Genomic DNA, 12038 nt, shown 5'->3' with positions numbered 1-12038 from the left:
TCGGGACGGGCGAAAACCGACATCGCCGGAGAGGAAATAAGGACGCAGGCGCTCCGTCCCAAGCCCAGGCAAGCCACAAACAAAAAACCCGGGCGCAATGGCCCGGGTTCGAAGGAATACGGAAAAGCCCCGATCAGGCAGCCTGTTCCAGGCTCGCCTTCCATTTTCCAAGTGCTGCCAGATGGTTCATATGGGCGCGGTGGGTGAAGGCGGCCTGGCCGGCGGCGATGTTCGAGGCCTTGCCGCTCCAGGCTTTCTGCGGCGCGGCCTGCAGGGCGCGGCCATAGGAGAAGGTCAGCTTCCACGGGTGCGGCCCGATGGCGTTGATGGCGTTGAGGTTGGCGGTCGCTTCCTCGTCCTCCTGGCCGCCGGAGAGGAAGGCGATGCCCGGCACCGCTGCCGGCACGGTCTCGCGGAACAGTTTTATGGTCATTTCCGCGACTTCTTCCGGGCTGCTCACCTTGCCCGATTTCTTGCCGGCCAGCACCATGTTGGGCTTCAGGATCGTGCCTTCAAGCACGACGCGCGCCGCATGGAGCTCGTCATAGAGCTTGATCAGCGTCGCCTTCGAAATCGCATAGCAGGTGTCGATGTCGTGGGCGCCGTCCATCAGCACTTCCGGCTCGACGATCGGCACGATGCCGGCTTCCTGGCAAAGCGCTGCATAGCGGGCGAGCGCATGGGCGTTCGAGCTGATCGAATTGGCCGAAGGCACGCCCTTGCCGGTGTCGATGTCGATCACCGCACGCCATTTGGCGAAGCGGGCGCCGAGTTTGTAATAGTCGGCAAGGCGCTCGCGCAGGCCGTCGAGTCCCTCGGTGACGGTGTCGCCGGGAAAACCGGCCAGCGGCTTGGCGCCGGCATCGACCTTGATGCCGGGGATGGCGCCGGCCGCCTTGATGATGTCGACCAGCGGTGTGCCGTCGGTGGCCTTCTGGCGGATCGTCTCGTCGTAGAGGATGACACCGGAAATGTACCGGGTCATGGCCTCCCTGGCGCGGAACATCATCTCGCGGTAGTCGCGGCGGCTGTCGGCGGTCGATTCGACGCCGATGACGTCGAAACGCTTCTTGATGGTGCCGGAACTTTCGTCGGCGGCCAGCAGGCCCTTGCCATCAGCCACGATCGCGGCGGCAATGTCTTCGAGACGTTCGCTCATTCTGCTTCTCCTGAAACGGTTGCTTTCCGCGCTTAACGGAAGTCTACCGCCAAAGGAATGGCATCGGAAAGCTCGAATCGATTGAAAGTCCTAGGCGCCCTTTATGTTGATCGAGTTGTTTGTTTTAGCCGCATTTCTGCCACGCCAGGCGTTTCCGCCTGGCTGCAAAATGCTTTAGCGCTTCAGCACGTCGACGCCGGGCAGCGGCTTGCCTTCCATCCATTCCAGGAAAGCGCCACCGGCGGTCGAGACATAGGTGAAGTCGTCGGCGACACCGGCATGGTTGAGCGCCGCCACCGTATCGCCGCCGCCGGCAACCGAGACCAGCTTGCCGGCCTTGGTGCGCGCTGCCGCATGCTTCGCCGCCGCCACCGTCGCATGATCGAAGGGCGCGATCTCGAAGGCGCCGAGCGGGCCGTTCCAGACCAATGTCGCGGCGCGGTCGATCCATTCGCCAATGGTCTTCACGGTTTTGGCACCGACATCGAGGATCATGCCGTCGGCCGGCACATCCGAGATGGCGACGGTCTCGCAGGCGGCACCCGCCTTGAATTCCTTTGCGACGACGCCGTCGACCGGCAGGATGATGGCGCAGCCGGCCTCGGCCGCCTCGATCATGATCTGCTTGGCAGTGGTGGCGAGATCATGCTCGCACAGCGATTTGCCGACATCGGTGCCGCGCGCGGCAAGGAAGGTGTTGGCCATGCCGCCGCCGATGACCAGCGCGTCGACCTTCTTCACCAAATTCATCAACAGGTCGATCTTGGTCGAGACCTTGGCACCGCCGACAATGGCAACGACTGGGCGGACCGGATTTCCCAGACCCTTCTCCAGTGCCTCGAGCTCGGCCTGCATGGTGCGGCCGGCAAAGGCCGGCAACAGACGCGCCAGCCCCTCCGTCGAGGCGTGGGCGCGGTGCGCCGCGGAAAAGGCGTCGTTAACGAAGATGTCGCCACAGGCGGCGAGCCTTTCGGTGAAGGCCGGATCGTTTTTCTCCTCGGCCTTGTAGAAGCGGGTGTTTTCGAGCAGCAGCACGTCGCCCTTGTTCATGGCGGCGATGGCGCTTCCGGCCGTGTCACCGACGCAATCGCTGGCGAAGCCGACGGGGCGGCCGAGCACATCGGCCGTCGCCCTGGCGATTGGCTCCAGCGAGAATTCGGGCGAGGGGCCATCCTTGGGCCGGCCGAAATGGGCGAGCAGAATGACCTTGGCGCCCTTGCTGGACAGCTCGGCGATGGTCGGCGCGATGCGTTCGATGCGGGTGGCGTCGGTGACCTTGCCGTCGGCGACGGGCACGTTGAGGTCGACGCGCACCAGCACGCGCTTGCCGCTGATGTTGCCGATGTCGTCCAGGGTCTTGAAGGCGGCCATACGGGTTCCTTTCGCGAAAAATCGGGGGACCATACCCCGCGCCGACGATGATGCAAGGCTTAGGCTGGGTTCGAAACGAAATTTTGAAGTCGGTACCAAGGCTATGCCGGCAGGCGGATGAGGGGCGGCGCAAACGATCGCCGTGTCAGCTCTCGGTCGTTGCCTTTTCCGCCGCCGGTTCCGGCGCCGGTTTCTCGTCCGCCCGCGCCTCTGCAATCTGCGTTTCAGTCGGCTTGCGCCAGTTGCGGATAAAGGCAGAGAGACGGTCGCCGATCTCGCCGGCACTCAGGAAAACCGGCACCCGCGCCACCGGCGCGGTCGGCTCGAAGGAAAGGCCGAGGCCTATGATCTTGCCCTTGTCGTCGACGTCGCGGACGATCAGCTCGATCGGACCGAGCAGCACGCGGTCGGCATATTCGGCATGGCCGCCGAGCCGCGCCGTGACCAGCGCGCCGACGGTGAGCTTTTGCTCCGCTTCGGTCAGGCCGGGCGTATAGGCCGCTTCCAGTTCGCCGGCGGAGCGCGCCGGGTCGACGGCGAAAGCGCCGAAGAAATCCGCATCCTCGGGATCGACCACGGCGCGGCTGGCGAACAGCTTGTCGAGCAGGCGCGGATAGCGATCCGGCACGAAGATATAGACCTGGTCGCCGGCGGCGAGCCTGCCCATGTCCTGGAAGCGCATCGAGCGCCCGTCGCGCAGCACCAGCGAGGGCCGTGCCCAGCGCGGGATGCGCTCGCCGCGCGCCACGGGACTGCCGTGTGCTACGCGATAGGCAAGAAGCTCGTGATGGGCCGAGCCCGGCAATTCCAGCTCGACCTTGTCCAGCGGGCCGAGCCGCGCCGGCACGATCAGACCCAGGCGGCGCGCCAGCGGTCCGACCGTCCAGCCCTGGATGACCAGCGACACCAGCACGATGATGAAGGCGGTGTTGAAGATGACACGGCCGTTTTCCAGCCCGCCGAGCAGCGGGGTGATGGCGAGCAGGATCGATACGGCGCCACGCAGGCCGACCCAGGAGACGAAGGCGACTTCGGGGCGGGGCAAGCGGAACGGGATCAGGCAGAGCCAGACCGCGATCGGCCGGGCGACAAACATCAGGAACAGGCCGAGCGCTACCGCTGGCACCATGATCGCCGGAAATTGCGACGGCGTCGCGAACAGGCCGAGGATCAGGAACATGATGATCTGCGCCAGCCATGACATGCCGTCCTGGAAGCGCTTGAGGATGGTGACCGCGCGGATGTCGGAATTGCCGGAGATCAGGCCGGCGAGATAAACCGCCAGGAAGCCCGAGCCGCCAATGGCGCCGGCGGCGGCAAAGACCATCAGCGACAATGTCAGCACGAAGATCGGCAGCAGGCCGTGATCGAGGTTGAGCCGGTCGACGAGGCGCACGATGGCGAGGCCGCCGAGCACGCCGACAACGGCGCCGAGGCCCATGTTGAGAAGGAAGCCGAGGATCAGGCTGGTGACCAGGACATTGGCTTCGGGGTTGGCGTGGGCGGCGATGATTTCGACCAGCGTGATGGTCAGGAAGATGGCGATCGGGTCGTTGGTGCCGGATTCCACCTCAAGCGTGGAGCGCACGCGCTCGCGCAGATTGATCTCGCCGGCGCGCAGCAGGAAGAACACCGCCGCGGCATCGGTGGAGGCGACGGCGGCGCCGAGCAGGAAGGATTCCAGCCAGGTGAGGTCGAGCAGGTAGTGGGCGGCGGCGCCGAACAGGCCGGTGGTGAGAAGCACGCCAAAGGTCGCCAGCGACAGCGCCGGGCCTGCCGCCTGCCGCAAGGCGCTGAACGGCGTGCGGAAACCGGAATCGAACAGGATGACGGCCAGCGCCAGTGAGCCGGCAAAATAGGCGATGCGGGCGTTGTCGAACTGGATGCCGAGGCCGTCGGTGCCTGTGGCCAATCCGATACAGAGAAACAGAAGCAGAAGCGGGGCGCCGAAGCGGAAGGCGATCAGGCTCGAAAACGCGGCGGCGACAACAAGCGCTGTGCCGACCAGCGTGACGAGATAGATCGCATGCTCCATCCTGAAATCAGCCCCTCAAATTCGTCTGTCTCCTGGTTTACGGCAGAGTGGGGCGAAGACGTGACCAGTGCAAGGCGGCAGGGTGGTTTTTTGCCCTATGCCGCTGATTTTCGGGCGCTTTGGCGATCAGGATGCAATTTGCGAAGGCGCACGGCGCTCTCATGAAAAACGCCCGGACAGAGCCGGGCGTCTCAGGTTTCGAAAAGAAAGCCTTGCGATCAGGCGATGGTCTTGCCGAAGGCGACGGCGGTGTCGGACATGCGGTTGGAGAAACCCCACTCATTGTCGTACCAGGACAGCACCGAAACGAAGTTGCCGTCCATCACCTTGGTCTGGTCGAGCGCCATGATCGAAGACCGCGGATCGTGGTTGAAGTCGATCGAGACGTTCGGGTGATGGGTGACGCCGAGAATGCCCTTCAGCTTGCCGTTGGAAGCGGCGATGACCGCCTCGTTGATCTCCTGGACGGTGGTCGGCCGCTTGGCGATGAACTTGAAATCGACGACCGAGACGTTCGGGGTCGGCACGCGGATCGAGATGCCGTCGAGCTTGCCCTTGAGGTCGGGCAGCACCAGGCCGATCGCCTTGGCGGCACCGGTCGAGGTCGGGATCTGCGACAGGGCGGCGGCGCGGGCGCGGTAGAGATCCTTGTGCATGGTGTCCAGCGTCGGCTGGTCGCCGGTGTAGGAATGGATCGTCGTCATCATGCCCTTTTCGATGCCGACCGTCTCGTGCAGCACGGCAGCCAGCGGCGCCAGGCAGTTGGTGGTGCACGACGCGTTCGAGATGACGATGTGGTCCTTGGTCAGCTTGTCGTGGTTGATGCCGTAGACGACGGTGAGGTCGGCGCCTTCGGCGGGCGCGGAGACCAGCACGCGCTTGGCGCCGGCGGTCAGGTGCGCGGCGGCCTTGTCGCGGGCGGTGAAGATGCCGGTGCATTCGAGCGCGATGTCGACGCCCAGTTCCTTCCACGGCAGCTGCGTCGGATCCTTGATCGCGGTGACCTTGAACTTTTCCTTGCCGACGGTGATCTGGTCGCCGGAGACCGAAACTTCGTGCGGGAAGCGGCCATGCACGCTGTCGAAGCGCAGGAGATGGGCATTGGTCTCGACTGGGCCGAGATCGTTGACGGCGACGACGTCGATGTCCTTGCGGCCTGATTCATGGATGGCGCGCAGGATGTTGCGGCCGATGCGGCCGAATCCGTTGATGGCAACTCTGACGGTCATTTTTCTCTCCCGGGGAGCTGGAGGGCAGACGATGGGTCCGCAGCTTCATAGCGGCGGAAGCGGAAAGAATCCAGCCGCAGCGACGTGGATTTAAATCGATTAGGTTGGGCCAGTCCGGCGAAATCGCTTTGCGCGGTTTCGCCGGAGCATTTTTGTTTCTGCATGTCGTTCCCAAAACCGCGATAGACTTTTGGGCGACATGCAAGACCTTACTTGCTGTGCAAGCGGGCTTCCGCTGCCTTGGCGGCGGCTTCGGCGGTGATGCCGAAATGCGGATAGAGCTGTTCGATGGTGCCGCTGGCGCCGAAGCCGGTCATGCCGATGAAGATGCCGTCGGAGCCGATGAGATGATCCCAGCCCTGGCGGATGCCGGCTTCGATCGCCATCTTGATCGGCGCGTTGCCGATCGTCTTCTTGCGGTAGTCGTCGCTCTGCTTGTCGAACAGTTCGAAGCAGGGAACCGAGACGACGCGAGTCGGGTGACCGTGCTTTTCCAGCAAATCGCGGGCACCAAGTGCGATCTCGACCTCCGAGCCGGTGGCAAAGATCGTCACCGCCGCCTCGCCGCTGGCGGCGGCCAGTTCGTAACCGCCCTGGCTGCTCAGGTTCTTGGCCGAGAATTCGGTGCGCACCGTCGGCAGGTTCTGACGGGTCAGCGCCAGCGTCGAAGGCGTTTTTTCGGATTCTAGGGCGATCTGCCAGCATTCGGCGGTTTCCACCGCATCGGCCGGACGGAAGACATTGTGGTTGGGGATGGCGCGCAGTGCCGCCAGATGCTCGACCGGCTGGTGGGTCGGGCCGTCTTCGCCCAGACCAATGGAATCATGGGTCATGACGAAGATCGAGCGGATGCCCATCAGCGAGGAAAGCCGCATCGATGGGCGGGCGTAGTCGGAGAAGCACATGAAGGTGCCGCCATAGGCGATGAGCCCGCCATGCAGCGTCAAGCCGTTGATCGCGGCGGCCATGCCATGCTCGCGGATACCATAGTGGACATAGCGCTGGCCGTAGTCGTCCGGTGTGATGTTCTTGGTCTGGCTGGTCTTGGTGTTGTTGGAGCCGGTCAGGTCGGCGGAGCCGCCGATGGTCTCGGGCACGGCGCCGTTGATGACTTCCAGCGCCATCTCGGACGATTTGCGGGTGGCGACCTTCGGCTTGTCGGCGGAGAGCTTCTTCTTGTAGTCGGCGATGACGGCGTCGAAGTTGGACGGCAGCTTGCCGGCGAGGCGGCGCTCGAACTCAGCCTTCAGCTTCGCATCGGCCTTGGCGAGGCGGCCTTCCCAGTCGGTGCGTGCCTTGACGCCGGCCTTGCCGGCGGTGCGCCAGGCGTCGAGGATGTCGGCCGGAATCTCGAAGGGCGGCGAATCCCAGTTGAAGAACTTCCGCGCGCCGGCGATCTCGTCGGCGCCGAGCGGCGAGCCGTGTGCCTTGTTGGTGCCGGCCTTGGTCGGCGCGCCGAAGCCGATGGTCGTCTTGCAGGCGATCATCGTCGGCTTGTCGGAATGGCGGGCGGCTTCGATGGCATAGGCGATTGCTTCCGGATCCGTGCCGTCGATGTGGCTGGCGTTCCAGCCGGAGGCCTGGAAGCGGGCGACCTGGTCGGTGTTGTCGGCGAGCGACACCGGACCGTCGATCGAGATGTTGTTGTTGTCCCAGAAGACGATCAGCTTGTTGAGCTTGAGATGCCCGGCAAGCGCGATGGCTTCCTGGCTGACGCCTTCCATCAGGCAGCCGTCGCCGGCCAGCACATAGGTGTAGTGATCGACGAGGTCGTTGCCGAAGGCAGCGTTCATGATGCGCTCGCCGAGCGCGAAGCCAACCGAATTGGCGAGACCCTGGCCGAGCGGGCCGGTCGTCGTCTCGATGCCGGTGGCGTGACCATATTCGGGGTGGCCGGCGGTCTTCGAGCCCAACTGACGGAAATGCTTGATCTGGTCGATGGTCATGTCTTCATAGCCGGTCAGATGCAGCAGCGAATAGAGCAGCATCGAGCCATGGCCGGCCGACAGGATGAAGCGGTCGCGGTCGGCCCAGTGCGGGGCCTTGGGATCGTATTTCAGGAAGCGCGTGAACAGCACCGTGGCGATGTCGGCGCACCCCATGGGCAGGCCGGGGTGGCCGGATTGAGCCTTCTCGACGGCGTCCATGGAGAGAAAGCGGATCGCATTGGCCATCCGGTCATGTTGTTCACGCGACGTCATGGTTCCTCCAGAGGTGGGAGTTTGGGGGCTTGGGAGAGCCTTGAAAAGGGTGCGCGACACATAGCAGGCGCGGGCTTTTAGTCAACAAACCGGTGCGCATTTGCCGGTCTTGTGATGCCGGCGGCGGGCCTACATTAGCGTTAGCAGGGGACAGTCGCGAGAGCTTTGTTGACGTTGCCTTCACCCGGTGCCTAATGTTTCGCGGATAACGCGTTCTGAACGCGAACGATTCGGTGATGGGCAGGGCACAGGACGAAGGCCATGACCGGGGAAACCACGCTCAAGGAAGTCATCTCCAGGCTGGGTAAGGCCATAGAGGGGCTGGAAAATGCCGTCGCGGCCAAGCTCGAGCATGAACGCGATTACTCGGAAGCCGAGGCCGAGGTGCAGCGGATGAACGCCGACCGCTCGCGGCTGGCGCAAGAACTCGACAATTCCGAAGCGCGCGCCGAAAGGCTGGAAGACGCCAACAAGGAAGTGTCGCGACGGCTGGTGACCGCCATGGAAACCATCCGCGCTGTGTTGGACAGATAGGGCTGGACAGGTAGGCTCATGGCACAAGTCACGGTTTCCATCGACGGCAAGCAGTATCGGATGGCCTGCGACGAAGGCCAGGAAGAGCATCTGATCGATCTTGCCGAACGCTTCGACCGCTATGTCTCGCATCTGAAGGAGTCATTTGGCGAGATCGGCGACCAGCGGCTGACCGTCATGGCCGGCATCATGGTGATGGACGAACTCTCGGAGTTGCAGAAGCGCGTCAAGGGCATGGAAAGCGAAGTGCTGACCTTGCGCAAGACGCGCGACGACGCGTTGACCAAGGCCGACAAGAACGACGGCGTGCTCACCAATGCGCTTGGCGCGCTGGCACAGCGCATGGAAGATCTGACGGCGACGCTGGCGGTCAACAAGGTCTGAGCCGCACGCGGCCCTTCCAACCCAGCCAAAAGCTCTCGTGCGCCAGTGGCGCCGCAGGCAGTACGAAAGTGCTCGTTCCGCCGCCGACAAGAGTTTCATATTATCTCGCCGTCGCAATTTTTGCGCTAAGATAGAGTTAAGCCGGAGCGCGGGTGCCTTGATGGCGGCATGGTTTGCCGCCCGCCCTCTCTGCTGGCGAGTTTGTTACAGGGGAGATGTGCCATGAGCCTTCGTATCAACGACATCGCGCCGGACTTCACCGCCGAGACCACGCAAGGGACGATCAAGTTCCATGAATGGATCGGTGACGGCTGGGCGATCCTGTTCAGTCATCCGAAGAACTTCACCCCAGTCTGCACGACCGAGCTTGGCACGATGGCCGGGCTGGAAGGCGAGTTCAGGAAGCGCAACGTCAAGATCATCGGCATTTCGGTCGATCCGGTCGAAAGCCACGGCAAATGGCAGGACGACATCAAGACGGCGACCGGCCATTCGGTGAACTATCCGCTGATCGGCGACAAGGACCTCAAGGTCGCCAAGCTCTACGACATGCTGCCAGGCGGCGCCGGCGAGACGTCGGAGGGCCGCACGCCCGCCGACAACGCCACCGTGCGGTCGGTCTATGTCATCGGGCCGGACAAGAAGATCAAGCTGGTGCTTACCTACCCAATGACCACGGGCCGCAACTTCGACGAGATCCTGCGCGCGGTCGATTCCATGCAGCTGACCGCCAAACACCAGGTGGCGACGCCGGCGAACTGGAAGCAGGGCGAGGATGTCATCATCACCGCCGCCGTCTCCAACGAGGATGCAATCAAGCGTTTCGGCGCCTACGAGACCATCCTGCCCTATCTCAGGAAGACCAAGCAGCCATCCGCCTGACCGCGCTTCTTCGGAACAGCTTTTGGCTTTCTCGCCGCTGCGAGCGAAATGATACTTGACTGGGGCACACGGGGGGACAACCATGCTCCCCTCGGGTGCCGGCAGAGAAAATCATTCCTGCCGACCAAAGCGCGTCGCGTCTGAACGGATTCAGACGACGCGCTCTAGGTCTTTGTTTTTATGCATGTCGTTCTCCCAAAACCGGGGGCACTTTTGGGCGACATGCATCAGGGTTTGGGGAAGCCGAAATTGGACGTAGCTTTGGCCAGGCCGCAGGTCAGCGGCTTCTACGACAAGCCGACAGGGGCTATCCAGTATGTCGTCGCCGACCAGGCGACGAAACGATGCGCCATCATCGATCCGATCCTCGACTTCGACGAGAGGTCCGGCGCCACGGCAACGAAGAGCGCCGACGTCTTGCTCGACTTCGTCAGCGAGCAAGGGCTGAGCATCGAGTGGATCCTCGATACCCATCCGCATGCCGACCATTTCTCGGCGGCACACTATCTGAAGCAGAAGACCGGCGCGCCCACGGCGATCGGCGAGAGGATCGTCGACGTCCAGAAACTTTGGAAGGCGATCTACAACTGGCCGGATTTTCCCGCCGACGGTTCGCAATGGGACAGGCTGTTTAGGGAAGGCGAAACCTTCCGGATCGGCACCCTTCCGGTCACGGTGCTGTTCTCCCCAGGGCACACGCTGGCCTCGATCACCTATGTGATCGGCGATGCCGCCTTCGTCCACGATACGCTGTTCGTGCCCGACAGCGGCACGGCAAGGGCGGACTTTCCCGGCGGCAGTGCCGCGCGGCTGTGGCACTCGATCCAGGACATCCTTGCATTGCCGGACGAGATGCGCGTTTTCGTCGGCCATGACTATCAGGTCGGCGGACGAGAGCCATTGTGGGAAAGCACGGTCGCCGAGCAGAAGGCCGGCAACATCCACCTTGTTGCCGCGCGCACCGAGGCTGATTTCGTCGCCCTGCGTGAGACCCGCGACAGGACACTGCCGATGCCGAGGCTGATCCTGCATGCGCTGCAGGTCAACATGAATGGCGGACGGCTGCCGGACCCGGAAGCCAATGGCCGGCGCTATCTGAAATTTCCGCTGGACTCACTTTGAACTTACGGCGCTCTATCTCTTTGTTTTGACGCAATTCCGGACGGAAAACCGCTACACACTTTTCCTGGAATTGCTTTGACCGACAATCGAGCTTCCTGCCGGCCGCTGGGCACAAAAAAGGCGGCGTCAGTTTCCTGACGCCGCCTTTGTGGTTCGCTGCCGAAGCTGGCCTTACGCCGCCGGCTGCACCTCGATGGTGCGCAGCGCCTGGGTCTGGCGCTTGGCGGCGGCCTTGACCGCGTCCTGCACCTTCTCGAAGGCGCGCACCTCGATCTGGCGCACGCGCTCGCGGCTGATGTCGAACTCGGCCGACAGCTCTTCCAGGGTCAGCGGCTCCTCGGCGAGGCGACGGGCCTCGAAGATGCGCCGCTCGCGCTCGTTGAGCACGGCAAGAGCGCCCGACAGCATGCCGCGCCGGTTTTCCAGCTCGTCCTGCTCGATCAGCATCTCTTCCTGGCTTTCATGGTCGTCGACCAACCAATCCTGCCATTCGCCGGATTCGCCTTCGCTCGCCCGGATCGGGGCGTTGAGCGAGGCGTCGCCCGACAGGCGGCGGTTCATCGACACCACTTCGGCTTCGGAAACGTTCAGCCTTGTGGCGATCTCGGCGATCTGGTCCGGCTTGAGGTCGCCGTCATCCAGCGCCTGGATCTTGCCCTTCACCTTGCGCAGGTTGAAGAACAGGCGCTTCTGATTGGCGGTCGTGCCCATCTTGACCAGGCTCCACGAGCGCAGGATGTACTCCTGGATCGAGGCCTTGATCCACCACATGGCGTAGGTCGCGAGGCGGAAGCCGCGCTCGGGTTCGAATTTCTTGACGGCCTGCATCAGGCCGACATTGCCTTCCGAGATCACTTCGCCGATCGGCAGGCCGTAGCCGCGATAGCCCATGGCGATCTTGGCGACGAGCCTGAGGTGGCTGGTGACGAGCTTGTGCGCGGCGGAGGTGTCCTCATGCTCGGCATAACGCTTGGCGAGCATGTACTCTTCCTGCGGCTGCAGCATGGGAAAGCGGCGGATTTCTTCCAGGTAGCGGCTGAGGCCGCCTTCGCCGGAAACGATACTGGGTAATGACTGGGCCATGATAGCGCCCCCTCTCTATTGGAGTGATGCCCCCGAAA

At 63.4% G+C, this 12038-nt stretch carries 10 protein-coding genes; 4 read left to right on the top strand and 6 right to left on the bottom strand.

What is annotated here, in order from left to right; translation table 11 throughout:
- Positions 1-133: 133 nt before the first annotated feature.
- From ACFFNA_RS25990 to tkt, 5 genes are all read right to left on the bottom strand, one after another.
- On the bottom strand, positions 134-1159 hold the full coding sequence (locus ACFFNA_RS25990; protein ID WP_378922719.1) for a class I fructose-bisphosphate aldolase: 1026 nt from the start codon (positions 1157-1159) through the stop codon (positions 134-136).
- Between the two features lie 174 nt (positions 1160-1333).
- The gene (locus ACFFNA_RS25985; protein WP_378922717.1) at positions 1334-2530 is read right to left on the bottom strand and encodes a phosphoglycerate kinase; all 1197 of its coding nucleotides are present in this window, start codon (positions 2528-2530) and stop codon (positions 1334-1336) included.
- 145 nt (positions 2531-2675) lie between these two features.
- Entirely contained in the window at positions 2676-4565 is a 1890-nt protein-coding gene (locus tag ACFFNA_RS25980) for a potassium/proton antiporter (RefSeq protein ID WP_378922715.1), read from the bottom strand.
- 218 nt (positions 4566-4783) lie between these two features.
- Positions 4784-5794: a type I glyceraldehyde-3-phosphate dehydrogenase gene (gap, locus tag ACFFNA_RS25975; RefSeq protein ID WP_378922713.1), complete on the bottom strand. Its 1011-nt coding sequence runs from the start codon at positions 5792-5794 to the stop codon at positions 4784-4786.
- Positions 5795-6003: 209 nt separating this feature from the next.
- Entirely contained in the window at positions 6004-7995 is a 1992-nt protein-coding gene (gene tkt, locus ACFFNA_RS25970; RefSeq protein ID WP_378922711.1) for a transketolase, read from the bottom strand.
- Positions 7996-8256: 261 nt separating this feature from the next.
- Between tkt and ACFFNA_RS25965 the strand changes: the two genes are divergently transcribed.
- The 4 genes from ACFFNA_RS25965 to ACFFNA_RS25950 all read left to right on the top strand — a co-directional run bounded on the left by ACFFNA_RS25965 (position 8257) and on the right by ACFFNA_RS25950 (position 10917).
- Entirely contained in the window at positions 8257-8529 is a 273-nt protein-coding gene (locus ACFFNA_RS25965) for a DUF4164 domain-containing protein (protein WP_095089347.1), read from the top strand.
- Between the two features lie 18 nt (positions 8530-8547).
- Positions 8548-8913, top strand: a complete 366-nt coding sequence (locus ACFFNA_RS25960) for a cell division protein ZapA (protein WP_111544428.1) — start codon at positions 8548-8550, stop codon at positions 8911-8913.
- 222 nt (positions 8914-9135) lie between these two features.
- Positions 9136-9795: a peroxiredoxin gene (locus ACFFNA_RS25955; protein WP_111544427.1), complete on the top strand. Its 660-nt coding sequence runs from the start codon at positions 9136-9138 to the stop codon at positions 9793-9795.
- 222 nt (positions 9796-10017) lie between these two features.
- Positions 10018-10917: an MBL fold metallo-hydrolase gene (locus ACFFNA_RS25950; RefSeq protein ID WP_378922764.1), complete on the top strand. Its 900-nt coding sequence runs from the start codon at positions 10018-10020 to the stop codon at positions 10915-10917.
- 171 nt (positions 10918-11088) lie between these two features.
- On the opposite strand, the gene rpoH is transcribed toward ACFFNA_RS25950, so the two are convergent.
- A complete protein-coding gene (gene rpoH, locus ACFFNA_RS25945; RefSeq protein ID WP_378922708.1) occupies positions 11089-12000 on the bottom strand; it encodes an RNA polymerase sigma factor RpoH in 912 nt (303 codons plus the stop codon).
- Positions 12001-12038: the final 38 nt, after the last annotated feature.

It is taken from the genome of Mesorhizobium kowhaii (genome assembly GCF_042431665.1).
GTDB lineage: Bacteria > Pseudomonadota > Alphaproteobacteria > Rhizobiales > Rhizobiaceae > Mesorhizobium > Mesorhizobium kowhaii.
Note: the sequence above shows the minus strand (reverse complement) of the source record. Positions and strands in the feature narration are given on the sequence as shown.

Coding starts and splice junctions, on each gene's coding strand:
- ACFFNA_RS25990 (WP_378922719.1), bottom strand. CDS start 1,159: ATGAGCGAACGTCTCGAAGACATTGCCGCCGCGATCGTGGCTGATGGC.
- ACFFNA_RS25985 (WP_378922717.1), bottom strand. CDS start 2,530: ATGGCCGCCTTCAAGACCCTGGACGACATCGGCAACATCAGCGGCAAG.
- ACFFNA_RS25980 (WP_378922715.1), bottom strand. CDS start 4,565: ATGGAGCATGCGATCTATCTCGTCACGCTGGTCGGCACAGCGCTTGTT.
- gap (WP_378922713.1), bottom strand. CDS start 5,794: ATGACCGTCAGAGTTGCCATCAACGGATTCGGCCGCATCGGCCGCAAC.
- tkt (WP_378922711.1), bottom strand. CDS start 7,995: ATGACGTCGCGTGAACAACATGACCGGATGGCCAATGCGATCCGCTTT.
- ACFFNA_RS25965 (WP_095089347.1), top strand. CDS start 8,257: ATGACCGGGGAAACCACGCTCAAGGAAGTCATCTCCAGGCTGGGTAAG.
- ACFFNA_RS25960 (WP_111544428.1), top strand. CDS start 8,548: ATGGCACAAGTCACGGTTTCCATCGACGGCAAGCAGTATCGGATGGCC.
- ACFFNA_RS25955 (WP_111544427.1), top strand. CDS start 9,136: ATGAGCCTTCGTATCAACGACATCGCGCCGGACTTCACCGCCGAGACC.
- ACFFNA_RS25950 (WP_378922764.1), top strand. CDS start 10,018: ATGCATCAGGGTTTGGGGAAGCCGAAATTGGACGTAGCTTTGGCCAGG.
- rpoH (WP_378922708.1), bottom strand. CDS start 12,000: ATGGCCCAGTCATTACCCAGTATCGTTTCCGGCGAAGGCGGCCTCAGC.